The sequence below is a fragment of the Paenibacillus sp. J22FR83 genome (assembly GCF_059691955.1).
This window is the reverse complement of record NZ_JCAUAM010000023.1, coordinates 101,458-126,381: the sequence shown is the minus strand read 5'-3', so window position 1 is coordinate 126,381 and position 24,924 is coordinate 101,458. Positions and strand designations below refer to the sequence as shown.

The following is a 24,924-nucleotide window of genomic DNA, read 5'->3' as shown; positions in this document are numbered from 1 at the left end:
TTTTTTATTGGACAAAATAGAGCTTGGCTATCCCTACATACTAGCAGGCATGGACGGAAAAGGGGGGACCTTGCCATGTATATATACGATATATTAGAGGTTAAAGTCATAGACTTGATGTCCACCAAGGTGGTCATTCCCACGGATAGCACGGGGCATCGGATTATTTGCTTTGCTCGAACAGGAGGGAATCTTCGTTTGGCCGGGCATATTTTGTATGCAGATCAAGGATCCTGTATTTTACTTGCCCCAGGGGACAAGGCTGAAATAGAGATTGGCGGCGGAAGTGAGCTGCTTGGAGCTGTATATATGGTTCGATTTCATGCCTATGGCATAGGGGGAAAAGAACCGTCGATTGACATTGGACCTTGCATTCCGTATGAGACGAAGATCGATGTCATGCCGTTATCGCGGCTGGTTGATCTGCTTGAACAGGTTGCTCATAGAGCTAGCGATGCTTTGAAACATGAGTTCGTAGAACGTTGTAAGCAGCAGATTCATCTGCAAGAACTTCTTGTACTCCTTATGGAAAATGCCCAAACGATGCACGCTTTCACAGATGCTACATCAGCTGTTCAACAGACGATAGATTATCTCAATCACAATTACCGGGATGAAATTACGGTTGAAATGCTATCGCGGATGTCAGGTGTTGGCCGCTGGAAATACAGTGATTTGTTTCAGTCGTTGATCGGCAAAAAACCACTTGAATACTTGACTGAAGTACGGATCAATAGGGCCAAGGAACTTCTTCTCCAAACGGATGACCCGTTGCGTGAAATTGCCCGCCGAGTCGGTTTTAAGGACGAATATTATTTCTCACGCAAGTTCCGGCATGAGACGGGGATGACGCCCAAACAATATGTTCGTACAAAAAATGACAAACTGAGTACAAACGAGCGTAGTTCGAGTCCTTTTACAAGAGTTGTGGCAGTGGGGGCTGTACTTGGGGATTTATTGGCTCTTGGCATCAAGCCGATTGGTGCGGATATGACGGTGGTTGGCAGAAAAGTAGTGTATCGGGAGGAATTGAACAACATAGCAGACGTCGGGCTCTTAGGTGAACCTGGTAAAGTGAAAGCGCTGAATCCCGATCTCATTGTATATAGTGGTTTCCGAATGGATTGGATAGATAAGCTGACTAATATTTCTCCAATCGTAGCCATTGATCGATTCGAGCATACCTATGATCGGCTTATAAGGGTAGCAGATCTATTCCGTAAGACCAACCAGGCTCGGAATTGGGTGGAGGGCCATAAGATGAGATCGAATGAGATGTGGAAGCGGCTGTTTACGTATCCTATGGATAGAAGGAAGCAAGCTACCATTTTCGTCGTGAATGATGGTGTTATCTATGTCATGGGAATGAGAGGTGTAGCACTTACCCTATACCATCCTCTAGCTTTCGAGCCTTCTGACCCAGTGAAAGACCTGATTGCTAGGCGTATTCCGTTTTTTGCAATTGAACCTGAGAATATTCAGGCTTACGAAGCTGATCATCTGTTTCTGCTCGTGGATGAGTATGAGCGTTCCAAACTTAAGGCACAGCATGTAACGAATCATCCCTCTTGGGTAGCGTTAGGGGAAGAGCATGTTCATATCTTGGATGGAAAATGGAATTTCGATGATCCGATAACGATGGATCGACTTCTCCCTTTATTGCCGCGCATTATAGGGCCCAAGTAGCCTGTTACATCAAACCTTAATTGTGGTATTTGGCAATCTTGTTGACCTAGCGCAAACATGTTTGGTTCGTACCAATTTGTAATCCGCATGAAAAAACGTTTCTCTAGACCCACTTCCACATCGGCTGTTACGATTAACAAGCACTCGAAGTTGAAGGGAGTATAGGAAACGATGGAGCAGCACCAGCGATTTGAAAATTTAAAAATGGGTGAACGTGGAGCTATTATCAGCATTATTGCTTATATATGTCTTTCGCTGCTTAAACTAATCGTAGGGAAATTATCAGGATCAGAAGCTTTAAGTGCCGATGGTCTAAATAATGCAACGGATATCGTAGCATCAATTGCTGTTCTAATAGGATTGAGGTTAGCTCAGAGACCCGCGGATGAGGATCATCCATATGGACACTGGAAATCGGAGACAATAGCCTCATTAGTGGCTTCTTTTATCATGATGGCTGTTGGACTAGAAGTTTTATTTACGGCTATCATGTCGATCTTCAGAATGAATGAGCAATCACCAGACCTAATTTCTGTTTGGACAGGTCTATTCTGTGCAATGATTATGTTTCTCGTATACCGGCACAATAGGAATCTTGCCAAGAAGATAAATAGTCAAGCCGTAATGGCGGCGGCTAAGGATAATTTGTCTGATGTTTTGGTTGGTTTAGGAACGGTAGTTGGCATCATAGGTTCACAGTTTCAATTGCCATGGCTGGACCCTGTGACGGCTATAGTTGTTGGATTAGTGATTTGCAAGACTGCCTGGGACATCTTCCGTGAAGCTTCCCACCACTTGTCTGATGGGTATGATGAGAAAGCCCTGCAAGCTTATAAAGATACGGTTCAAATGGTTGATGGCGTTGAGCTTGTTAAGGAGCTGCGGGCAAGAAATTATGGCAGTAATACAGTTGTTGATGTTGTTTTATCGATTAAAGGAGAACTGGAATTTCATGAAGCACATGAGATTGCAACGAATGTAGAGAATGAACTGAAGAAATCTTCCGAAGTGATTGACGTGCATGTCCATTATGAGCCGGTTAAAAGTAGATCTTAATGTAGTAGGATTTACAGAGTAATCCCCTCATTTTCTGTTATAATAAGAGTAAATCGTAAGTTTTATGATCAGAAAGTGAGAGCGATTATGGAAGAAATGATGCCAAAACCTGTGCAAGATCTTTGTGAGGATACTTGTAATGGGACTTCAAATATCGATCTATTAAAAGAACAACTGATATCGGAGCAAACGGTTACTGGGGTTGCCGAGGTATTCAAGGCACTTGGAGATCCTACAAGATTGAAGATCATTCATACCTTGTTAAATAAAGAACTGTGTGTTCACGACATTGTTCAGGTCCTAGAAATGGGTCAGTCTGCGATTTCTCATCAGTTGCGATATTTACGCAATTTTCGAATTGTTAAACGTCGTAAAGTAGGGAAAACCGTCTATTACACATTAGATGATGAACATATCGAGCAAATTTTCTTGCAGATGCTGCAACACATGAAACATGATTAAGGGGAATTTTTAGATGAAAAAGTGGGCTATCGTAGGATAAAAGCTGTAATTATATATGTAAACAAACGAACTACTAATCTCAAAGAGATCAATAGTTCGTTAACTGTTCAGTGATAAAAATTATTATTTTGGCTATTTAATCACGCGTCGTGCTGTCATGTAGTGAGAATTCCAGTAGGAATTAATCGTAGTGATTTTCACACCGCCAGCACCATACGTGTTTAACATTTTGTTATTTCCAAGGTAAACGCCTACATGACCAACTCCTGGTCTGCCAGGGACGGAGAAGAATAGCAGGTCGCCTTTCTTCCAATTTTTTTTCGAAACATAACTACCGACTTTCGATTGCTGAGCAGCTGTCCGCGGCAGGCTTATTCCGTATTTCCCGAAAATGTATTTCGTTAATGTCGAGCAGTCGAAATTGCGCGTTTGTCCAACTTTCGCACCGAATTTATAAGGTGTGCCTAGATATCTTTTCCCTAAAGAAATAATACTATCAGCTTTCGTCGTCGAGGTTATTGTTGCAGTAGCAGCTTGAGTAGGCTTTGGACTACTGATTACCCCTCCTGAGATCGCCAGGGTTGCTCCAATTGTCATAATTGCCAAGCGTTTGCTCCATTTATGTTGTAATTTCATAGTTGTTGTCCTCCTCTGTTTGTGAGCGCTGTTTTCTTAGCTAAGCCTAGTATAGCAGACGAAGAGTCTCCTATAATTTGCTAGAAGCGAAGAAAACCGTGGTTTTGGAGGGGACGAGCCCGCTTTATTAGAAAACCATGAGAATTTCCTTTGAAAATTATTCTTGACTAGCTTAGATGAACGAAAAAGCGAAGATTGGTTAAACAATCTCCGCTTTTTTTTATGATTTCTTCTGTATCAATACGGTTAAACTGACAAGTGAAACAAAGATCGTAACGCCCATATCAGACAAGATAGCCATAGGTTCTTGAGCCCTTTGATAAACGTAGAGTATCCGCTTAATATGATAGCCACAACATACATACCAATTTGCAGAGCATCGCTTAATGGATGGTCAAAAATAAATGCCGCGGCATAAATAAGAAAGGAGACAACGAGCAGTTTCAATAATTGGTTTGAATTGCCGTGATCATGAGAGTGGTTATGATTATGTTCATGCTCCCTGTTTTCATTAATAAAAGTAATTCAAATCACGGATGGCGCGTATGCTCATTAATTAGTTTAAGCTGCTTCGCTTGGGTGATTGCGTTGATGCGTCGGTTCACTTTCAGTTTGGCGAAAATGTTTTTCACATGGACCTTCACGGTACCCACGGCAATGATGAGATGGTCGGCAATTTCCTTGTTGGACAATCCGGCTGCTAACAAGGCAAGCACCTCGAGCTCGCGGTCTGTGAGTGGTTCTTCCATCGTGCTAGGCGATGGCAGTATTTCCCCATCTGCGGCCGACTCTGCAGGCGGCAGATCTGGCATGTTGTGCAACACACACATAAAGATGCCATGTGAGGCCATAGCCAGGAGAACAGCCATACGATCAGGCGAGAACACATCATTGGCCAGTTTGTTTTCGAGATATAGAACGCCAAGCATTGTTCCATGGACGGCTACGGGCATACAGAGTGCCGATTGAGGCAGATGCTTCGCTATATAGGGATTATGAATCAGCCAGCTTTCTGTTTCTCCGGTGTAATGGATGGTTTCCTTTGTACGAAACACATATCGGATGAGGCCTTCAGGCAAAATGGCGCTATCGTTCATTTCCATCGGGAAATGAACGACAGGTGCTTCCGCATGGGCATAGGCCTGTATGTACAACGTATCGTCATTGTCCGTAAGTAGGGCACCTTTACTTGCGCCAGCATGCTTCATCATGGTGTTCATAATTTCTGCAAGAACTGTGCCTATGTCCATTTGGTTGTTTATCGCTTGAGTCGTTTTCAAGATCGCTGCGAGATCGACGCTCTCAACTGTATGGATGACGCTGTGGGTATCCAAAGTCTCTGATGTTGATTCTGCATTACGTCTGGCCGGGGAGACAAGTGTGCTTTGATCAGGGGCTTGATCGGCATATTCTTCCTGAGACTGCACGTTCAAAAGGAGATCCTCTAATTGTGTTGTTTTCAAATGAACTTCCCATTGTTTATAACTTTCAATTGACAATTGCACATAATAGCAGGCTGTCTTTTTCTTCAATCGTTTCAAATAGTGAGCAGCAGCGCGTTCACTTGCAAGACTAATCACATGGATATCGTTTTGCTCCCGCGCCTCACGGATGGCTTTATCGTACAATGCCTCAGCCTTGTCGAAATCGCCGGAGTTAGACGCATCTTCAGCTTGCAGTAGAATGAATCTGGATCGATAATTCACTGGGCTCGATACGGCCCATTTGTGGAAGCGAAGTAAGTTTTGTTTCCTTCTTTTCCCATAGGTGTTCGATTTCGGTTGAGCAGCGAATAAAGCAAGCGTCTCATAGAATAAGCATTCAGGTAAATGCGGTAAATGTGTGGCATAAGCCGTATAGACCATGGCTTGATCGGCCCAGTGGATGGCGTCTTCATACCTGCCGAGAAGATAATAAAGCTGCGTTTTGTATGTGCGGAACTGGAATAACGTTGTAGCTGATGTCTCTTCTCTGCGGATGCGTTCAATAAATTGTGCTTCGTCGAACCCAGGACTGTTGAACGAATCTGGCGCATCTGTCTTGCTTTGCAGAGCGAGAATCACTTGTTGATACAGGTAAAAGTTTTGTCTTACAAATTCATCATTCGTTGTATCCAGATCGGCCATATAGTCGGCAATCGTTCTTGCTAATTCACTTAACGATGTTCTTGTGTACAACGAGTTCACATGACCGCCCATAGCATAGCTTGCAAACACGAAATTGCCCGTATCCATACCGAAGCGAATGGCCTTCACCAAATATGCGTCTCCCTCACGGGCACTTCCAGCAAATTGGCAGAGTACGCTGCCGAACATGGTGTACGCGTTACTTTTGATGGAAGTGACATTGTAGCGTTCAGACAACTCGACACCGATTTTGGCAATGGCGTATCCCTTCTCAAATTTCCCCATAGCAATACCGAGAAGCATACCGATTGCGGAATAGACAGCAGCCGAAACAGGCGTGTTTCCAAATTTAAGCGACAGTTGAATTGCTCTGCACATCAGCAGGAAGAAAACATTTTTGTTGGTGAAAAAGGTGGAAGGAATCATGGCAAAAATGAGATTCATCGCACCAATTGCAGAGGGGTCGGACATTTCTTCTAAATAAGCAAGTCTGCGATCATGTTTGCCCAGCATGGAATCAATCCGCATTCCCTCCAGCATAAGCATTACTTTACTCGGATTAGGCGAAATGTAAATATGATGTTCTTTCAGGCTATCGAGACCAAGCACCGTGCTTTCCAGGTATCTGCCTTGATTAATGTATTGCATAATACGAATCATTTGTACTCTGCTCCGCTCAAGCGGATTCCGCGCTCGTTCGAGCAAGAGGTCGATTTCCCTTTCGGAATCTTTGTAATTGCCGCACAAATACTCGCATTCCGCTTTTTGAGCATATAATTCGAAGAAGAGTTCAAATTCGCACTCCCAAAATTTCTCGGACAGTAATCCCGTACCCTTTCTGAAATACCCTAAGGCAATATCGTAAGCGGTGGATGATTTGGCGCGGTTTCCTGCATCCAAATTCAGCTTTACGAGTTGCAAAACTTCTTGATCATCCTCCTCCGATATTCGTTTTGCACCCCGATTCAGATGGTTGACAGCGTCATAAACGCTCTCCCCGTATCCGCCTTCATGACTGCTTAAGCAACGGCCAATCCGGAGATGAATATCCTGTTTCCTCGTATCGTCCATCCCACTGTAAATTAATTTTTGTACACTATCGTGAACAAACCTATAGACGCCATCTTCAACCTTTGCAATCATGCCTTCGGCTTCAATGGTGGACCATATTGCGAATGCATTATCACTAGTTGGCTCTGCCACGCGAGCTATCAGACGGGTATGAAAAGTGCTTCCTGCACAAGCCGCGATTCGGAGCATCTCCTTGGCTTCACTCGAAAGACGACGTAATTTGTGCTCCATCAAATCATGGATCGTGTAGCGGGAGTCCTGCTCGAGAATTTGCCCTAAATTCCACTGCCAGCATCGGTTGTCATGGTTGTATACAAGAATGCGATCATCTTGTAAGCGGCGCAATATTTGTTTGAAATGAAACGGATTTCCGTTCGACTGGTGGTACAGGAGTTCCGTTAATGACCCTGTAGTTTCGGCGGAGCTGCTAAGCGTCTCCATCGCGATCAAGTTCATTTGTTGTAGGTCTAACTGTGATAAATGAATATGACGAACATTTGTATGTTCAATTAAACTTCCGTCGTTTTCATATCCGGGTAGCTTATTTCGATCCGTTTCTGAATGACGATAAGCGCAAATAATCATGAAATATTGACATTCAGGGTCAGACAGCAAGGAGTGAATGAGCTGAAGTGAGGAAGTATCTGCCCATTGCAAGTCATCAATAAACAAAACGAGAGGATGCTCTTTGGAAGCCAACGATTGGACAAACTTGCGGAAAACATAGAGGAACCGTTTCTTCGATTCGTGTGCTTGAAGCTCCTCCACAGGAGATGTACGACCACCTAAGAGCAGCCCAGTCTCAGGGATGATATCTGTAATGATGTTAGCGTTGGATCCCAGAGCTGCTTGCAGCTTTTGTTTCCATCGTTCTGCCTGTTCTTTTCGCTGCCCCAACAGATGCCGCATGAATCCGCGAAATGCTTGAATGATCGGATGATAAGGGCTTTCTTTCGAAAGTTGCTCGAACTTTCCTGTGATGTAGAAGAAATCCCGATCGTGCTGTTGTTTCCGGAGCATCTCATCGATGAGGCTTGTTTTGCCAATACCTGCTTCACCTGAAACATAAACGATTTCCGTCGATCCTAGGCAAACGGAGTAAAAAGCTTGCGTCAATAGGTTAATTTCATTCTCCCTGCCATGAAACCCCTTCTCGAAGAAGAGTGCATCATGGGAAACACCTATTTTATCCAAATCTGCGAGCAGAAGCCCGGCGCTTCGGTAACGTTTATCCGGATTCTTTTCCAATAGCTTCATAATGATAGCTTCCAGACCGTCGGGCAGTGTTACTGATAGGTTCGTCAAAGATGGCGGGCTTTGTGTCAAATGCAGGTATACCCATTCCAGCGGATTGTCGGCTTGATAAGGCAACTGATTGGCCAGCATTTCATAAAAGATCACACCGATCGCATACAGATCACTTCGTTCATCTACCAGTCTGTGCATTCTGCCTGTATTCTCTGGGGAGCAGTAGGGCAGAGCTGATTCGGAGATGCCGATGCCAGATGTACCAGCATAACCTTCGTTCGAGCGATGAACAGCGTAGCCCATATCGAGTAAATAGGGTTCTCCATTGGGATGCATACCGATTTTCTCCGGCCTTAGGTCTAGATGAATCATGTGCTGCTGATGAAGATCGCCCACACAAGCGGCGATGGATCTAGCAATTGGGAGAAAGTCATCCAGCTTTATTCCTACTCGTTCATCTATATAGGTTCTAAGTGTTATACCTATTTCAGAATTCGGTAAATCAGGAGAACTTCCAATTTTATGGGGATTACCGATAGGACTCGCGATAGGTTGGTTGACTTCCATTTCTGAACACCTCTGTAGTTTCATAGATTATCGGTTATTTCTTATTGTACTGGAAGAATTGTTCTCGTTACAGACGGGAAAATGGATTCAGACTATTTTTTGAAGAAATATGTAGAAAAATCGGAGTAGTTACGGCGAAATACCACTTTGGTGGTATGGGATATCGCATTTTTTTGATCTATAGTAGATAACAAAATATGGGGGGCGATTTCAGTATGATGGACTTTATCACTGTGTTTCTGGGTGTTTTCTTGATTGGTGTTGTGATATATGCAACTGCATGGTGGCAAGGGTGGGGGACGCTGTCTCTTCGGGTAACCAAGTGGTACTTCATTATTTTTACGGTACTTGCTTTACTGGTAGCCGTGTACGATTCATTTGTAGATATTATATAAAATCATTCATTATTTGCTTACTTAAGAGAGGGGAATTTATGAGATTGCGCAGATACCTAAATATGCAATCGTGGTGCAAACTCACGCTCGGTCTGGGGGTAATTATGCTGGTCGCAGGCCTACTACTGCCGGCCATGTCTACCTACGCGTTCTCATGGACGGAGCTCAAAGGGACACTTTACACGGATAAATCTGCCGTTCCGGCAAATGGGACAAGCGTGGTAGAAGTGCTCCTTGTAGTTAGAGATCAGGACGGCCATGCCGTTGACTTGCCGCTGGACCAAATTCGTATGCATGCGACACTTGGTACATGGGCGGGAACACCTGAGGCAGAAGGTAGCGGCAGCTATACCGCATTGTTGATCGCTCCGACAACCGCAGGGGTCAGCTATATCAGCGCAGAAGTGGCCGGTGAGATGGTCACGGATCTGGCGCGGGTGTATGTTCAACCGGGAGCGCCTTCACCGGCGTACTCCATGATGACAGCTAGCCGCCAAAGCTTACCAGCGGACGGCAGCAGCCAGACGATTATTTCACTGCAATTGAAAGATGCATACGGCAACGACATCTCCGAACCGGCGGAGGGGCTGCAACTATTTACGACAGGCGGCGAGCTCGGCAGTGTAACGCACGTCACATACGGTCGTTATGAGGCGAGCGTGGTATCGGCGGTTTATGGACGATTAGGTAGTCTAACTGGGGACGCAGGCATTCTGCATCAGCCGCAGCTCAACTGGGAAGCGGGAGCGATTCCATCAGGAACGCCGAATGATACGCCGCTGCCGGTATCGCTCTCTTTTACCTATGAAAGTTACGGTACGTATCAGGCTGTATTGCGAGCACCAAGTGCAGAGGGTGGCGCTACCGTTTCGGCCAGCCTAAATGGGGTAACGGTGACGTCAAGTGTGTATGTGGCTTTTACCCAAAGTGTTATATCCAACGAAATGGTTGCGCTCAGTTTCAATCAGGCTTCCTATTCGATGAATATAGGACAACAAGTGCCGGTAGGGCTGAACGCGCTCTGGAGTGATCAGTCCAACAGTAGTGTGACGCAGTATGCCGCTTACCGGGTGGCCGATGGATCCATTGCCGCCGTAGATATCGGTGGGATTGTACGCGGGTTAAAAGCCGGTCAGACAGTGCTAACGGCGACTTATGGAAGTCTATCGAAGGATGCGGAGATTGTGGTAACGGTGCCAGTTGTTGATCCTGATTCGTCTGCAGAGCCGGGCAAATCGGGGGTGTTCCCACCGGTTACGCCAACCCTGCCTGATGGGATTATCAAGGTTGAAGTAGTGACGGATAAGGGAGCCGCGGTTTCGCAGCATGTTACGCTGGCGGCTATTAAGGAAGGTATCGTGCCGCTCAATATGCCGGCTGATGGCGGGGAGATTCGTATATCTGGAGCTAGCATTGGCGAGATCAGGAAGTTGAATCCGGAGACGGTGCTGGTACTGCAAACTGGTGGAGCTACAATGTCGATTCCAATCGCCGAACTTTCGGCGAAAGCCTACAGCGAGAAGTTTAACATGCTGGAAAATGATGTTCTTTTTCATTTTATTGTTCGAGCACCTGACGATGCCATGAAAGCGGCTGTCAAACGGACTGCGGAACGGATGGGCGCGAAGATGCTGGTACTTCCCATGACCTTTGAAATTCAAGTCACAGGCGAGAATAGCAAGAGCACGTTTATCAGCACATTTAATCGTTATGTGACACGTACGCTTTCTCTTCCGGGAAATACAGTGCCAGCAACGGCGACTGGTGTGTGGTGGGTTCGGGAAACGAATGAGTTTCATTATGTGCCGACCTATTTTGAAAAGACAAACGGACAATGGATCGCTGTCATGAAGCGGCAGGGGGCGAGTGTTTATACAGTGATCGACCGGCCGGTTACTTTTGGCGATGTGCAGAATCATTGGGGGAAGACGCCTATTGAGCTGCTCGCCTCCAAGCTAATTATTGAGGGGCGCAGCAAAGATGCTTTTGCACCGGATGAGGCGGTCACGCGCGCAGAAGTTGCAGCACTGCTGATCAGATCGTTGGGCCTTACACCAAGTGAAGAGAATAGCCCATTTACAGACATTGCTGGAGGATGGTATGAGCAAGCAGTGAATACGGCTTACCGGGCGGGACTTGTTACTGGCTATGAAGACGGAACATTCCGTCCCGATCGATCTGTTACTAGGGAAGAACTAGTTCAAATGGTTATCGGCGCTATGATATACACGGAGGCGAAGCCGGAAGGTAAAGCTCGTACCTCTGTCATAACCGATGAGGGAGCGATTGCCGAATGGGCGCTGCAAGCCGTGCATCGGGCTTCTGAAATGGGAATTATTGACGGGGGCGGCAAGTTCCGTCCGACGAGTTTATCGACACGGGCAGAGACAGTGGCCATGCTGGAGCGAATGCTGAAGCTTGTCAGGTTTATTCAGTAAGTTGTGAGAGGAGCAGTATCAATGAAATCGTTAAAAGGCAAAATCGCCGTCGCGGTGAGTTTCTTATTACTAAGCACACAGTTCCAAGGGGTATGGGCGAATTCCATGCTGTTGGATGCCATTCAAATTTGTGTCAGCAGCAACGGGCAGATCAAATTGCTGGCGCCAGGCAGCAGTTGTGAGGCGAACCAAACTCTGTACACGCTTAATCTGAAGGGGGATCAGGGGCCAGTAGGTCCGCAGGGAGAGCAGGGTCTGGCTGGAGTTGCAGGCTCGCAAGGAGTAAAAGGAGATAAGGGTGATACTGGTGAACAGGGGCAAGCAGGCGCAACGGGGTTAGCAGGTGCACAGGGAGTCAAAGGAGACAAAGGCGAAACCGGTGAGCAAGGCTTAGTGGGACCGGCAGGCCCGCAAGGAGTAAAGGGAGATAAGGGAGATACTGGTGAACAGGGGCAAGCAGGCGCAGCAGGGTCAGCAGGAGCACAAGGTGTCAAAGGAGATAAAGGAGACAAAGGCGAAAACGGTGAGCAAGGCTTAGTGGGACCGGCGGGCCCGCAAGGAGTAAAGGGAGATAAAGGTGATACTGGTGAACAGGGGCAAGCAGGCGCAACGGGGTCAGCAGGAGCACAAGGTGTCAAAGGAGATAAAGGTGATACCGGTGAGCAAGGCTTAGTGGGACCGGCGGGCCCGCAAGGAGTAAAGGGAGATAAGGGTGATAAGGGTGATATTGGTGAACAAGGTCTTGCTGGAGCAGTAGGTCCTCAAGGTATTCAAGGCGTCCAAGGAGTTGCGGGGGCGGTTGGAGCACAGGGGCCATCTGGAGATAGTGGCATCTACGGAGACGGCTCGGCCGGAGATTTAAATGTTCCGTCAGGTCAAACCCTGGATTTGACCTCCATGACTTCGGCAAGCCCGCACTATGGCGGAAATCTGCAATTCACTAACATTACGATTGCAGGCACATTGATCGCTCCTAGCGGCATCATTTTTCGCGCAACAGGGAGCATTCATGTTTCGGGAAGTGTTCAGGTGATGACGGGAGCCATGAATTCAAATCCGAATAGTCCGCATCCCGGCATATCTTTAGCAGCGGCAGGGCAAGGCATTGGCGGTGTAGCAGTCTCTTACATTACTGCTTCTCGTAAAACGCTGCCTGAGGCAACAGCCGGAGGTGCCGGCAGCCGTGACGGTGCGGCAACTGGCGGAGAAGGTGGCGGATCTATTGTGATGATTGCGAAAGAAAATCTGACTATAACGAATGCCGCGGCAATTCGGGCAAATGGGGCTAGTGGAGTAAATCCGAATACGTCAGGCCAAGGCATTCCAGGAGGCGGTGGAGGCGCAGGCGGTATCATCGTTCTTGGTGCGAAAGGAAACTTGACCATTGCAGGAACCGTCCAAGCGAACGGAGGCAACGGCAGTGCTGGATTTGACGGCAATGGCGGCAACTCCGAAGGCGGCGGCGGAGGTGGAGGTGGAGGAATCGTGCACCTGATTTCGTCGAGCGTAGCAATAATCACAGGCACTGTACAGGTTAACGGCGGGGCATACGGAGCTACTGCGGGTGCGTCGGCAACCATCATTAGCGGAGGCGGCGGTGGAGCAAGCGGAGGGAACGGTGGTTATGGTGCGACTACAAGTACCGTGGTAGCTCAAAGCGGCAAACCAGGTTATGAAATTAAAACGGTGGTGTCTTTGCCTGAGAATATGTTTTTGCGATAGTGAAGAAGAGAGGTTGTCTTAAAAGTAATGAAAGCCATGCGTAGATTTCCCGCGCATGGCTTATATCTCTTTTAAACATAACTAATGCACCAATTGCTCTAAATCCGGCTGCAGTTTATTTCGCAGCGCATAGAGCATGACCGCCCCGACGAGGAAGGCAACCGCATCCGCGATGACGAGCGACCAAACGACACCATGGAAGCCGTTTAAGCGATTAGCGAGATACAAGACAGGGATTAGCGTTACACCCTGCACAATTGCCATGGCGAAAGCAGCTTTTCCTTGACCCGTCGCTTGAAAAATTCCTGTGAAAAGCGTGGTCGTCCCTGAAATGAACAATGACAAGAATGTGACGTGCAGGATATAACTGCCTAGTTCAATCAATTGCGGGTCATTCGTGAAGAAGCCAATCAAGTGATCCGAAGTTAGATACACGATAACACCAAATACGGCAGCCATTGTGGCGACCATTTTGATCGTAAAGCTGATCGTTTTCTTCATCCGCAGCTTATTGGCGGTGAAGCAAAAAGCAATGAGCGGTACAACCCCTTCACATAGCCCCATCAGAATAAATTCAGGGAATTGCAAGAGTCGTGATGAAATGCCAAATCCGGCAACGGCATGATCACCATATTCAATAAGGTAGTGGTTGAAGATTAGACTCATGGCACCTAGAAATATGCTCATAATAAAGACAGGTACACCAATTTTGAAGACGTTACTCAAGATCTCTTGCGATACTTTGAACCATTTTAACGATATGCTAAGGAATTCACTTTTTCTACCTATATAGATAGCGAAGAAGATGCTTGCTGCCACGTTGGAAATGACAGTTGCTATTGCTACACCCATCACACCGCCGTGTAAGACAAAGATAACGAGTGCATCAAGAATAATATTGACGATAACGCTAAGAATCATCCCGATCATAGAGGTGATAGCGGATCCTTCGGCGCGGACAATGTTCTCCAGGGCGAAGAATAAGACGACAAACGGCGAGCCAATGAGCATGATTGTGACATAATCCTTCGTGAATGCAAAGGAACTGGCCGTTGCTCCAAGTCCATGAACAATCTGGTCAATGAAGGGGAGTCCCACAATCATCAGCAATACACCGAGCACAAGACTTGCGTAGAAGCCGAAGGAGGATACATGCTTTACCTCATCATATCTTTTCTCGCCTAATAATCTTGAAATGAATGTACCTGCACCCATGCCGATTAGATTACCCATTGCCATAATACCAGCGAACAGTGGCAGGGTAAGCGCTAGTGCCGTTAGCATTTCAGTATTGTGTAGAGTACCTAGGAAATATGCGTTAAGAATGGAGTAAATAACGCTCATCGACATGCCGAGCATCATAGGAACGGCGAAATGAGCGATAGCTTTATAGATTGGTGCTTTTTCGAAATAATGGAGGTTTTCTGCATCCATAGCGTTCACCACTTTCTTCAATCTTCAATTTTGTCTTCAAATACCGCGAAGTCGGATCACTAGGTACAATATACTGGGCCATTTTAAACTGAATATAAACTTTATGGTTTGGTGGATAAGGTAGTCCCAGTCTGAGGATCTTTTGATATAAACCAGGAAATGAAACTAGAAAAGACTATTCACATGACTGGAATTGAAAATGTGAATAAAGGTGCAACTGGCCCAACAGGTGCAAGAGGAACAGCAGGTGCAACGGGAGCGAGTGGATCGGCCGTAGACATGTATGAAGCGCCATTCAACGATTACTAGCCATTGTTACCGATCGAAACGGCCTGTGCTGGGTGTTGTCCTATTATTGAATTCATTCATTCTTGACTGGTCATTCTTAAACGTGTAAGATAAGCAAAGAAGGCAGGTGAGAGGAATGGCGAGACCTAGGGAGTTCGACCAAGAGGCAGCGCTAGATAAAGCTTTAGAGGTGTTCTGGGAGAAAGGATACGAACGAACATCGATTCAAGATTTGGTTGAGCATACAGGTGTTCATCGTGGAAGTTTATACGATACGTTCGGGGATAAGCACAAATTATTTTTAACCTGCTTGGATCGTTTCCGAATGGTTGCAAAGGAACGCGTGTACTACATTTTGGAAGAGGAAGGCGAACCCAAAGAGATTTTGCAGCGCTTCTTTACGAAGCTGATCGATGTTTCATTAAGCGATGAGCATCAGCGCCGCGGATGTTTTGTAGCTAACACAGCTATGGACATTGCTAGCAAGGACCCTGTAATATCACTGCGTGTGGAAGCTCATACACTCGATTTGGAGACGACGTTCTATCATTTCTTGATACGCGCACAACAAAAAGGGGCGCTCAAGAGTAAATTTGGGATTCGAGAGCTTGCGCGGTTTCTCGTAAACACAAGGCATGGTCTTCACGTTATGGCCAAAACAGCAACAGATCGTAAAATGTTAGAGGATGCAGCAGCGGTGGCTATGTCGATTTTAGTGTAAGAGCGGACGTAGTCGCCGTGATTATTTAAAATTTTAAGAATGAACATTCTTATATAATACTTGTTTTCTCTGAGTTTAGTGCGGTAATACGAATGGGATATTAGTAGGAATAGGGGATTGGTTAAAATAGTTATTGACTGATCATTCTTGAATGATGTATGCTGTAAGACGTAGAGAGATGGAGCGCGCTTGTTAATGGCGAATGCTAAAAGAAATTTAATACTGGCAAATAGGCATTTTTTTTTCGATCTTTTAAGAATGGTCATTCTTTAAATAAAATAAATAAGCAGAGGAGATTTTACGATGAATATGACAAATCAAGTTGCATTAGTTACTGGAGCGAACAGAGGTCTTGGCCGTCATTTGACAATTGAATTGATTGCAAGAGGGGTTAAAGTGTATGCAGGTGCTAGAAACCCAGAAACGGTTAATATTCCCGGAGCCATTCCGCTCCAATTAGATATCACGGATCCACAATCGGTAGCCGCGGCTGGAGAAGTGGCCAAGGATGTAACGGTGTTGATCAATAACGCAGGTTCATCAACAGGTGCTTCGTTGCTTGAAGGTGACTGGGATACCATTCAACTTGAATTCGACACGCATGTATTCGGTACACTCGCTATGGTCCGTAGATTCGCACCGATTATTGAGCAAAATGGGGGAGGGACCATTCTGAACATACTCTCTGCCCTGTCTTGGTTCAGTATCGGAGACGCTGGCGCATATACCGCTGCTAAATCAGCAGAGTGGGGATTGACGAACGTACTGAGGTTGAATTTGGCACCTCGTAACATTAGAGTTGCCGGTCTACATGTCGGGTTCATGGATACGGATATGACTGCGAATATTCAAGCACCAAAAGTTAATCCTACAGATATCGCCAAAATTGCTATTGATGGCATTGAGGCCGATAGCCTGGAGATCGTAGCTGACGATACGAGTCGTAATGTGCAGAAAGGCCTTGCAGGTGGAGTCGCGAGCTTGTACCCTCAATTGTTTCGAGGTTAAGAAGAATTTATTGTTAAGTGAACCAAGAATACGATTGAAGGAGGAAACGTGAATGAAAACATTGTCAACGAAAGCGGCATTCTGGGCAGTAGCTTGGATATTAACCGTCAGCTTGTGGGCAAGTACAGCTCCTTCGATTGTTTTTCCTATTTATGCTTCGGAGTGGCATTTATCTAAGGCAGTAACGACGGGCATCTTTGCAACATATCCGATCGTACTTATTCTGGTACTTATTCTATTAGGAAATATCTCGGATTACATTGGCCGCCGAAACACGTTGCTCATCGGACTTAGTTTTCTACTCATAAGTGCATTAGCTTTTGCTACAGCTCCGAATGTGTTTTGGCTGTTTGGCGGTCGCATCCTGCAAGGTATCGGAGTAGGATTAACAGCAGGATCTGGAGCCGCGGCACTTGTCGAATTTAATCCGAAGTCCAATTCGAAATACCCTGGATCCATTAATACGATTACTCAGGCTAGCGGGCTATTTTTTGCGACGATTATCGGTGCAGTTCTCATTAAATATGCCCCCTCACCGCTGCATTTCAGTTATTGGTTTTTAACTGCAATTGTGGTCATCAGCCTGATCCTATGCTTCTTCATTCCTCAGAATAACGCGGTCCGGAAAATGGGTTGGAGGCCGCAAGGCATTCAAATTCCGCCCGGACAATGGGGATTGTATGCATTAGCTGCGCTAGCAGTAGGAACGGGTTTCGCGAACGGCGCGGTCTTCTTATCGCTAGGCGCTCAAATTGCCCGTGACGTCATTGGAACGAATGACATTCTTATTATCGGAGCAGTCCTGTCGATATCGTATCTGCTTGGCGCGGTTAGCGCAACGATTGCTGGGCGCTTGGGGCCTAGAACATCGATCCGGGTTGGGATGGTCTCCGCCATTCTGACTGTGGTTATGCTGGTCACCGCTTCGGAGTTGCATTCTTTTACGCTATTTTTCATCTCGTCGATCCTCGGAGGACTTGGCTATGGTTTCTCAGCTGCGGGTGGAATCGGGATTGTCGTCATCAACGCATCTGCGGAGTATCGCGTACAGTTTATCTCTGCAGTACTGGTTATCGCTTATTTATTCCAAGGCCTCAGCGCCTACGGCGGCGGGGTGATATCGACGGCATATGGCTTTAGCAACGCAATTTGGATTCTAGCTGTCGTTGTGGCTTTGATTGCACTCTTTACCTTATACCTTTCGCTGAAAAACCGTATGGCCATCGTGTCAGCATCTCATACGCCTAAGCCGATTGGATGATCTTTTTTGAAATTCGTAGTATCCCCTTGATTCTACACGCCAAAAGAGGCGGGAGTGGAATCTAGGGGATATTTTGTATATCGTGGGCAGCTCGCATTGAATGCTCAATCCTGTCTGCCAAAAGTGCAAAAATACAACCTTTTCTGCTAAATCAGAGACTTTTTTGGTAAATGCGTGCAAATAGGCAACCTTTTTGATGTAATTCAGGATAATCTCCTGAAATCCCTCTAAATTGATGCCTATTTGCAACAATTTGCGGTAACGGAGGGGGAAGGCCATTCGAAAAGTGCCTTTTTGCATTTTTGGAAGGGGGAGAACTGGGATGGCTGGTGCTGGAAGGACGATAGGAGGGGAGATCGGTAATAGGTAGATGGACGGCTGAATGGAGAGGTAGATAGAGAGTAGGTAGATGAGGGGCAACATAGTAGATAGTAGATAGTAGATAGTAGATAGTAGATAGTAGATAGTAGATAGTAGATAGATAGTTGGACGGCTGGATGCGATGGGTAGTTAGGGAGTTGGCAGATGAATGGTGAAATAGATGGGGAGAGTGTGCAATAGGTAGATGAGTGGCTGGAAAGATGGGGTAATAAGTAGATAGGCAGTAAGGTAGAGAACGGATAGATGGCAACGGGATGAGTGGTGAGTCAGTAGATACATAATAGTTACTTTCGCTCAGCCTTTGCTTTCGGCATTTCTCGTTTGCATAGGGTGGGGGGCTATGATAAAATGCAATCAATAAGGGGTGATTGTGATGACGGAGGAGAGCCATTCACACGATATGTGTGCAACTTCAAGTGAACGAAAGAGTCACCATTCCGACAAAGCCAAGAGTAATCTGATCACGAGATTGAACCGGATTGAGGGGCAGATTCGTGGGGTTAAAGGGCTGATAGAAAAGGATACGTATTGTGATGATGTGCTTAATCAGATTTCATCGATCCAATCCGCGTTGAATGGAGTAAGTAAGCAATTACTTGAGCATCATATGAAAAGTTGTGTCATTGATCGCATTCAAGAAGGCGATGAAGAAGTGATAACGGAGTTATTAACAACGATTAATAAACTCATGAAATAGACTGAAAACTTCTACCAACGCATATAAAAAAGGACTTCACCATATAGATGAAGTCCCTATGTGAGTTAATCGCTATGTGTCTATTTCTTAATTAGCTTCAAATGTAGTGCCTGCTGTTCCGTAAGAATAAATTCCTGCTGAGGCCAGATATCCTCATCTGCATCTCTGCCGAATAGGCGAAGGAGCTCTAGCCATACCCCTTTTTCCATAGCCTCCGCAGCTGTGATCATGATCTTCATCGTACAACACCTCCTGTGTTTAATTACACGGATCTATTGCTTATTAAACGAGTTAGGCAGGATTTCCAAAGGTGCTTTATGGATAGGATATGCGCAAGGGGAGAAATTCATCCTCGTAAGTCCCGATTTCCATCTTGACTTATATAGGGTAGGGGGGTATACTAAAACCGAGATCAGGTTGTTGAACAATTTCAAGTTGGCCTTACTGAAGTAGTCGGTAACCTTTTACAAAGATGAAGTAAATCTAACATATAAAGGAGAATGAACCATGCAAAATGTAACTTTGAAAGTAGCCGGCATGTCCTGTAATCACTGTGTGAACTCTGTTGAGGGAGCTTTGAAAACGATTGGTGCTTCAGGGAAAGTGGACTTAGCGAGCGGAACGGTGAATGTGGAATTTGATGAAAATAAGCTGACGCAAGCTGCGATTAAAGAAGCGATTGAAGAGCAAGGCTACGACGTCAACTAAACGGGGTGTAGATCATGGCAACTGCGGATGCTGCAACAAATACCAATACGAAGCAAACATCACTGCAGATCACAGGCATGACATGTGCCGCTTGTGCGACTCGCATTGAAAAGGGTTTGAACAGACTGGACGGGGTCACGGAAGCTAATGTTAACTTCGCGATGGAGCGAGCAACGGTAACTTATGACCCTGGTCGCATCGATGCGGTCAAGATGGAACAAAGCATTCAGAAGCTAGGCTACGATACCGTGAAGGAAACAGTTGATTTCCAGCTTGAAGGCATGACTTGTGCGGCCTGTGCGCAGCGGATTGAGAAGACTTTAAATAAGTTGCCTGGTGTGAGCGAGGCTACGGTTAATTTGGCGATGGAAACGGCCCATGTCGTGTACAATCCGTCCGAACTTACGGTATCGGATATGCAGAAGCGCGTGGAGAAGATCGGCTACAAAGCAGTCCCTAAGCAAGAGCAAGGCGATCCCGCTGAACATAGGCAGCAAGAGATTAGTAAGCAGAAACGCAAGCTGCTGCTATCTGCGCTCTTATCACTGCCATTGCTGTGGTCGATGGTCAGCCATTTCTCGTTCACTTCATGGATTTGGATACCCGAATTGTTCATGAACCCATGGTTTCAATTGGTCATGGCAACGCCGGTTCAATTTTATATCGGAAGACAATTTTATGAAGGTGCTTATAAAGCGCTGCGAAATGGCTCTGCCAACATGGATGTACTGGTTTCATTGGGAACGTCGGCTGCTTACTTCTATAGCCTGTATTTGACGATCGATTGGGTTATCGGGGGCGCCGGCATGCATCATGGACCGTCTCTGTACTATGAAACGAGCGCTGTGTTGATTACGTTAGTCATCATGGGGAAATTGTTTGAAGCGCTTGCCAAGGGACGGACATCGGAAGCGATTAAGTCTTTGATGGGGCTGCAGGTGAAGACAGCGATGGTCGTTCGTGAAGGTCAAGAGCTCGATATACCCATTGACGAAGTTATGACTGGGGATATCGTACTTGTTCGTCCGGGAGATAAAATACCGGTAGACGGAGAAGTGCTTGAAGGCTCTTCCTCAGTGGACGAATCGATGCTCACAGGAGAAAGTCTGCCGGTTGGCAAGAAGCCCGGTGATGCTGTCATTGGGGCAACGCTCAATAAAAATGGCATGCTTCGCATCCAAGCAACGAAGGTTGGAAAAGAAACGGCGCTGGCACAAATTATTAAAGTTGTCGAGGAAGCGCAAGGCTCGAAAGCACCGATCCAGCGGGTGGCTGATGTCATTTCGGGTATTTTCGTCCCTATTGTAGTGGGGATCTCCGTCATCGCGTTCCTAGTCTGGTATTTCGTGGTGACACCGGGCGATTTTGCAGGTGCGTTGGAGAAAGCCATAGCGATCTTAGTGATCGCCTGTCCTTGTGCGCTAGGCCTAGCGACGCCGACTTCGATTATGGCGGGATCAGGGCGCTCGGCCGAACTGGGCATCCTGTTCAAAGGTGGCGAACATCTGGAGAAGACGCATCAGATTGATGTGATCATTTTGGATAAAACAGGAACAGTCACCCAAGGGAAGCCAGCGCTTACGGATGTGTACGCGGAGGGTGACCAAGCGGAATTCCTACGTCTTGTAGGCGCCGCGGAGAGAAACTCAGAGCATCCCCTCGCAGAAGCGATAGTAGCAGGCGTTAGGGAGAAGGGCATTGAACTCCCAGCGACAGAATCTTTCGAAGCCATCCCTGGGTATGGCATTAAAGCTGTTGTAGAAGGAAAAGAGCTGCTCATTGGAACACGACGACTCATGGAGCAATTCGGTGTAGAGGCGAAAGATTCCTATGACACGATGTCGCAGCTAGAGGAGTCGGGTAAAACAGCTATGCTTGTTGCCATTAATAAAGGGTACGGGGGTATAGTAGCTGTTGCGGACACCGTCAAAGAAACGTCGCATGCTGCTGTTAGCCGATTGAAAGCTATGGGCATTGAGGTCATCATGATCACCGGCGATAACGAACGGACGGCCAAAGCGATCGCAGCACAAGTGGGCATTGAGCATGTTTTCGCGGAGGTTCTACCCGAAGGCAAAGCGGAAGAAGTGAAAAAACTTCAAGCGCAAGGAAAGAAAGTAGCGATGGTTGGAGATGGTATTAACGATGCACCGGCGCTTGCGACGGCTGACATTGGGATGGCAATCGGAACGGGCACGGATGTAGCCATGGAAGCTGCTGACGTGACGCTGATGCGCGGGGATTTAGCCAGCATACCGGATGCGATCTATATGAGCCGCTTAACGATGCGCAACATCAAACAAAACTTGGTCTGGGCACTCGGTTACAATACGTTAGGGATACCTATTGCTGCGCTTGGCTTATTGGCGCCTTGGGTTGCTGGCTTAGCCATGGCATTAAGCTCGGTTTCCGTTGTTCTTAATGCACTTCGTCTTCAACGTGCCAAGATTCGTAAGGAATTAACCTTGATATAGGAGGGAATAGCGCGTGTATATTCAGAAAATAGGGCTTATCACAGCCATGCTCGCCGTACTGTTTCTGAGCGCATGCGGCAGTGTGAAAGAGGCCTCCTCGAGCAAGAGTCAGCATGGCAGTCACGAAGCAGCCTCCAGCCCATCAAGTGCCGATGAACATAGCGGACATGGGGGCGAAATGCCGAAGGCATCCACGAATCTGAAAGCATCATTCACCTTCGGCTCGGGGAGTCTGAATGATAAGGAGACGTCGGAATTAACGATCCAAATTACGGATGATACCGGCAAACCCGTCTCTGATTTTCAAGTGAATCATGAGAAATTGCTGCACTTGATTATAGTGAATCATAGTCTTTCATCTTTTCAACATGTCCATCCTGCCTACCAAGGAAATGGTAAATTTACGATTAGCACAACCTTCGACGGAGGCGGTGACTATAAGCTTATCGCTGACTTCATTCCGAGTGGCGGAACGAGCACCACACTCAGTCAATGGGTGAAGGTCACTGGTAAAGAGTCCGAACATACCGTGCTCAAAGCCGATGCCAAGCTGCGCCAAGAGGTTAGCGGTAAAGCTGTTGAACTTTCCTTGAGCAGCACGAAAGCCAAGGAAGAGGTAACGCTTAGCTTTACAATTCGAGATGCTGGGACGAACAAAGAGATCACGAATCTGCAGCCCTACTTAGGCGCTGTAGGTCATGTTGTGATTCTGTCGGCTGATGCCGAGAAGTACATTCATGTACATCCCCTTGAGGAGAAGGCGACGGGTCCTATTGCGAAGTTCGCTACCTCATTTCCAGAAGCGGGCATCTACAAGCTGTGGGGACAGTTTCAGCATAACGGAGAAGTGTTTACAGTGCCTTTCGTCGTTGAGGTGAAATAAGTCCATATAAGCACATGAATAAAGGGATGTCCCACTGCCGCATCACATGTAGATGTAAAAACTACAGCTAATGTGCTCGAAATTGTGGGATTTTCGTGATTAGATGGAAAACATACAGGTAAATTCTATGGAATTTGACAAATTGGTACAATTGGGGAAATTTAACTTCAGGAAATACAGTTAATCATCCGAATTCGCTCTATCCGGTTCAAATAGATGGAGAGTATCCAGTTAAATCGCGGGGTTTAATAACAAAAAGAGGCATTCCAATAAGTCTACATAGACTATTGAAACTGCCTCTTTTCGTTTATTGTGTCCGCGTAACCAACTTCATCTTCAAAGCCGTCGCATAGTTCGTAAAATGCATGTAATCCCCATGCATCCACAGAAGGAGAGCGTCATCTTGGCCGCTGCTCCTAGTGAGGACGGGTCTCACGTTGTTGCACGAAGAGCCGCTGGTGACGGCAGTGGATACCCACGTTGATCCATGATCGGCCGTAACCCAATGCTCGATTTCGAAGATCCCATTGACCGAGCGAGACAGATACACATGGGCCGGGTTGGCATGGTCGAGGATAATACCGCCGGAGTAGAAAGGCTCTCGCTCTACAGCGCCTTGCTCGGTTTGTGGGAACCAGGAGCCGCCGGCTGTGATTTCATGATTCTCCCAGGCGTCGCCGTTCCAATAGCTATACCAATAGCGGTGGTCCGTATTGGCGTGAAAGACGACATACACAATGACGGGACGACCGTCAGCGTCTACCGCAATATCCCAGATCCAAGCCTTGGCATCATGCTGGATTCCATCGAACACTACATCAGCTTCACGAGGAAGCATAGGCAAGTTAGCCAGTGTTTTAATCGTTGAACCATCCGCATGATGGAGAGAGCCATCTTGGATGCAAGCGCAGTAGATACTGTTGTGCGGTTCTATATTAGGGTGTCCATCCGTAAAAGCAAACCAGATGGTATCCTCCCCATTGCTGGCGTATTTGACGTAGGGACGGGCGCCTTCTCCCATGATTAAGGTTTGGGGTTCCGACCATGTCCCCTCTTCATCGGGTAAGATACTGAAATTAGGTTTGAAATTGCCGCCACGCCAGAACAAATACTGTTGCTGTTCCTGATGAAGATATATCGGATTGGGATATGTATAACCATGCATACCGCTTGTATTCTCTGGCAGTTCCTGCTCAGCGCCAAAGGATGTGATATCTTCTGCCGTTTCCATTTGACGGTAATACATCGTCTTCCCATTATGAGCAGAGTAATAGATGATGGCACGTCCATTGGCAGGGATATATAGCGAGGGATTCGCATGGTCATCCTGCTGTAGACTTGGCTTTATTAGGATGGATTGGACGGACCCGTCACGATGATCGTAGGTACCTATCATGACGTGACCTTGTTTCGTTAACCAACCGATATACGTACGATCCTGCTCACCGACATAGCGGACGGTCCGTGGGTCAGCGAAGAAACACCACGCCCCATCTTCGGTAAAACTCGAATGATTTTCTCCTCGCATAGCCATTCATTTCTCCTTCTTATACGTTTCGTCCCTGCATGCACTCGGACGCGGATATGTGGAAATGTCCAGAATTTCCTACATTCTACCGCATCCTTTAGGAGCTGTGAAGCGCGAATTTGGCGTGTTTTTTC

The 24,924-nt window shown here is 46.6% G+C and carries 19 protein-coding genes; 14 read left to right on the top strand and 5 right to left on the bottom strand.

Annotated elements, in window-relative coordinates:
* Positions 1-75: 75 nt before the first annotated feature.
* From AC58PV_RS30775 to AC58PV_RS30765, 3 genes are all read left to right on the top strand, one after another.
* Positions 76-1,686, top strand: a complete 1,611-nt coding sequence (locus AC58PV_RS30775; RefSeq protein WP_497436692.1) for a helix-turn-helix domain-containing protein — start codon at positions 76-78, stop codon at positions 1,684-1,686.
* Between the two features lie 171 nt (positions 1,687-1,857).
* Entirely contained in the window at positions 1,858-2,742 is an 885-nt protein-coding gene (locus tag AC58PV_RS30770) for a cation diffusion facilitator family transporter (RefSeq protein ID WP_497436691.1), read from the top strand.
* 99 nt (positions 2,743-2,841) lie between these two features.
* Entirely contained in the window at positions 2,842-3,204 is a 363-nt protein-coding gene (locus AC58PV_RS30765; protein ID WP_497436718.1) for an ArsR/SmtB family transcription factor, read from the top strand.
* A 132-nt stretch (positions 3,205-3,336) separates the two neighbouring features.
* On the opposite strand, the gene AC58PV_RS30760 is transcribed toward AC58PV_RS30765, so the two are convergent.
* On the bottom strand, positions 3,337-3,840 hold the full coding sequence (locus AC58PV_RS30760) for a C40 family peptidase (protein ID WP_497436690.1): 504 nt from the start codon (positions 3,838-3,840) through the stop codon (positions 3,337-3,339).
* Between the two features lie 530 nt (positions 3,841-4,370).
* Positions 4,371-8,852, bottom strand: a complete 4,482-nt coding sequence (locus tag AC58PV_RS30755) for a helix-turn-helix transcriptional regulator (RefSeq protein ID WP_497436688.1) — start codon at positions 8,850-8,852, stop codon at positions 4,371-4,373.
* 215 nt (positions 8,853-9,067) lie between these two features.
* On the opposite strand from AC58PV_RS30755, the gene AC58PV_RS30750 reads away from it, so the two are divergent.
* Genes AC58PV_RS30750 through AC58PV_RS30740 form a run of 3 tightly spaced genes read left to right on the top strand, consistent with a single transcriptional unit; the run spans position 9,068 to position 13,407 of the window.
* Positions 9,068-9,247, top strand: a complete 180-nt coding sequence (locus tag AC58PV_RS30750) for a hypothetical protein (protein WP_497436687.1) — start codon at positions 9,068-9,070, stop codon at positions 9,245-9,247.
* A gap of 38 nt (positions 9,248-9,285) precedes the next feature.
* Entirely contained in the window at positions 9,286-11,685 is a 2,400-nt protein-coding gene (locus AC58PV_RS30745) for an S-layer homology domain-containing protein (protein WP_497436686.1), read from the top strand.
* Positions 11,686-11,706: 21 nt separating this feature from the next.
* Positions 11,707-13,407 carry a collagen-like domain-containing protein gene (locus AC58PV_RS30740; protein ID WP_497436685.1) on the top strand — a complete coding sequence of 567 codons (1,701 nt, stop codon included), beginning with the start codon at positions 11,707-11,709 and terminating at the stop codon, positions 13,405-13,407.
* Between the two features lie 81 nt (positions 13,408-13,488).
* Here AC58PV_RS30740 and AC58PV_RS30735 read toward each other — a convergent pair whose 3' ends face one another.
* Entirely contained in the window at positions 13,489-14,841 is a 1,353-nt protein-coding gene (locus AC58PV_RS30735) for an MATE family efflux transporter (RefSeq protein ID WP_497436683.1), read from the bottom strand.
* A gap of 183 nt (positions 14,842-15,024) precedes the next feature.
* Here AC58PV_RS30735 and AC58PV_RS30730 point away from each other — a divergent pair, with 183 nt between their 5' ends.
* The 5 genes from AC58PV_RS30730 to AC58PV_RS30710 all read left to right on the top strand — a co-directional run bounded on the left by AC58PV_RS30730 (position 15,025) and on the right by AC58PV_RS30710 (position 19,197).
* Positions 15,025-15,150: a hypothetical protein gene (locus tag AC58PV_RS30730; protein WP_497436682.1), complete on the top strand. Its 126-nt coding sequence runs from the start codon at positions 15,025-15,027 to the stop codon at positions 15,148-15,150.
* Between the two features lie 115 nt (positions 15,151-15,265).
* Entirely contained in the window at positions 15,266-15,850 is a 585-nt protein-coding gene (locus AC58PV_RS30725) for a TetR/AcrR family transcriptional regulator (protein WP_497436681.1), read from the top strand.
* A gap of 303 nt (positions 15,851-16,153) precedes the next feature.
* A complete protein-coding gene (locus AC58PV_RS30720; RefSeq protein ID WP_497436680.1) occupies positions 16,154-16,858 on the top strand; it encodes an SDR family oxidoreductase in 705 nt (234 codons plus the stop codon).
* Positions 16,859-16,910: 52 nt separating this feature from the next.
* A complete protein-coding gene (locus AC58PV_RS30715; protein ID WP_497436679.1) occupies positions 16,911-18,119 on the top strand; it encodes an MFS transporter in 1,209 nt (402 codons plus the stop codon).
* A gap of 754 nt (positions 18,120-18,873) precedes the next feature.
* Positions 18,874-19,197: a metal-sensitive transcriptional regulator gene (locus AC58PV_RS30710; RefSeq protein ID WP_056618141.1), complete on the top strand. Its 324-nt coding sequence runs from the start codon at positions 18,874-18,876 to the stop codon at positions 19,195-19,197.
* A gap of 80 nt (positions 19,198-19,277) precedes the next feature.
* Here the strand turns inward: AC58PV_RS30710 and AC58PV_RS30705 are convergent, their stop codons facing one another.
* The gene (locus AC58PV_RS30705; protein WP_167355952.1) at positions 19,278-19,436 is read right to left on the bottom strand and encodes a hypothetical protein; all 159 of its coding nucleotides are present in this window, start codon (positions 19,434-19,436) and stop codon (positions 19,278-19,280) included.
* Between the two features lie 268 nt (positions 19,437-19,704).
* On the opposite strand from AC58PV_RS30705, the gene AC58PV_RS30700 reads away from it, so the two are divergent.
* Genes AC58PV_RS30700 through AC58PV_RS30690 form a run of 3 tightly spaced genes read left to right on the top strand, consistent with a single transcriptional unit; the run spans position 19,705 to position 23,262 of the window.
* On the top strand, positions 19,705-19,905 hold the full coding sequence (locus AC58PV_RS30700; RefSeq protein WP_068671155.1) for a copper ion binding protein: 201 nt from the start codon (positions 19,705-19,707) through the stop codon (positions 19,903-19,905).
* A 14-nt stretch (positions 19,906-19,919) separates the two neighbouring features.
* Positions 19,920-22,379: a heavy metal translocating P-type ATPase gene (locus AC58PV_RS30695; protein ID WP_497436677.1), complete on the top strand. Its 2,460-nt coding sequence runs from the start codon at positions 19,920-19,922 to the stop codon at positions 22,377-22,379.
* 13 nt (positions 22,380-22,392) lie between these two features.
* The gene (locus AC58PV_RS30690; protein WP_497436676.1) at positions 22,393-23,262 is read left to right on the top strand and encodes a DUF8832 domain-containing protein; all 870 of its coding nucleotides are present in this window, start codon (positions 22,393-22,395) and stop codon (positions 23,260-23,262) included.
* Positions 23,263-23,569: 307 nt separating this feature from the next.
* Here the strand turns inward: AC58PV_RS30690 and AC58PV_RS30685 are convergent, their stop codons facing one another.
* Complete coding sequence (locus tag AC58PV_RS30685) at positions 23,570-24,796, bottom strand: BNR-4 repeat-containing protein (protein WP_497436674.1); 1,227 nt, start codon at positions 24,794-24,796, stop codon at positions 23,570-23,572.
* Between the last annotated feature and the right edge of the window lie 128 nt (positions 24,797-24,924).

Bases quoted from the DNA above. Each gene is read 5' to 3' on its own strand.
- AC58PV_RS30695 (WP_497436677.1), top strand. From the start codon at position 19,920: ATGGCAACTGCGGATGCTGCAACAAATACCAATACGAAGCAAACATCA.
- AC58PV_RS30710 (WP_056618141.1), top strand. From the start codon at position 18,874: ATGACGGAGGAGAGCCATTCACACGATATGTGTGCAACTTCAAGTGAA.
- AC58PV_RS30775 (WP_497436692.1), top strand. From the start codon at position 76: ATGTATATATACGATATATTAGAGGTTAAAGTCATAGACTTGATGTCC.
- AC58PV_RS30730 (WP_497436682.1), top strand. From the start codon at position 15,025: ATGACTGGAATTGAAAATGTGAATAAAGGTGCAACTGGCCCAACAGGT.
- AC58PV_RS30700 (WP_068671155.1), top strand. From the start codon at position 19,705: ATGCAAAATGTAACTTTGAAAGTAGCCGGCATGTCCTGTAATCACTGT.
- AC58PV_RS30685 (WP_497436674.1), bottom strand. From the start codon at position 24,796: ATGGCTATGCGAGGAGAAAATCATTCGAGTTTTACCGAAGATGGGGCG.
- AC58PV_RS30725 (WP_497436681.1), top strand. From the start codon at position 15,266: ATGGCGAGACCTAGGGAGTTCGACCAAGAGGCAGCGCTAGATAAAGCT.
- AC58PV_RS30720 (WP_497436680.1), top strand. From the start codon at position 16,154: ATGAATATGACAAATCAAGTTGCATTAGTTACTGGAGCGAACAGAGGT.
- AC58PV_RS30705 (WP_167355952.1), bottom strand. From the start codon at position 19,436: ATGAAGATCATGATCACAGCTGCGGAGGCTATGGAAAAAGGGGTATGG.
- AC58PV_RS30760 (WP_497436690.1), bottom strand. From the start codon at position 3,840: ATGAAATTACAACATAAATGGAGCAAACGCTTGGCAATTATGACAATT.
- AC58PV_RS30735 (WP_497436683.1), bottom strand. From the start codon at position 14,841: ATGGATGCAGAAAACCTCCATTATTTCGAAAAAGCACCAATCTATAAA.
- AC58PV_RS30755 (WP_497436688.1), bottom strand. From the start codon at position 8,852: ATGGAAGTCAACCAACCTATCGCGAGTCCTATCGGTAATCCCCATAAA.
- AC58PV_RS30740 (WP_497436685.1), top strand. From the start codon at position 11,707: ATGAAATCGTTAAAAGGCAAAATCGCCGTCGCGGTGAGTTTCTTATTA.
- AC58PV_RS30765 (WP_497436718.1), top strand. From the start codon at position 2,842: ATGCCAAAACCTGTGCAAGATCTTTGTGAGGATACTTGTAATGGGACT.
- AC58PV_RS30745 (WP_497436686.1), top strand. From the start codon at position 9,286: ATGAGATTGCGCAGATACCTAAATATGCAATCGTGGTGCAAACTCACG.
- AC58PV_RS30715 (WP_497436679.1), top strand. From the start codon at position 16,911: ATGAAAACATTGTCAACGAAAGCGGCATTCTGGGCAGTAGCTTGGATA.
- AC58PV_RS30750 (WP_497436687.1), top strand. From the start codon at position 9,068: ATGATGGACTTTATCACTGTGTTTCTGGGTGTTTTCTTGATTGGTGTT.
- AC58PV_RS30770 (WP_497436691.1), top strand. From the start codon at position 1,858: ATGGAGCAGCACCAGCGATTTGAAAATTTAAAAATGGGTGAACGTGGA.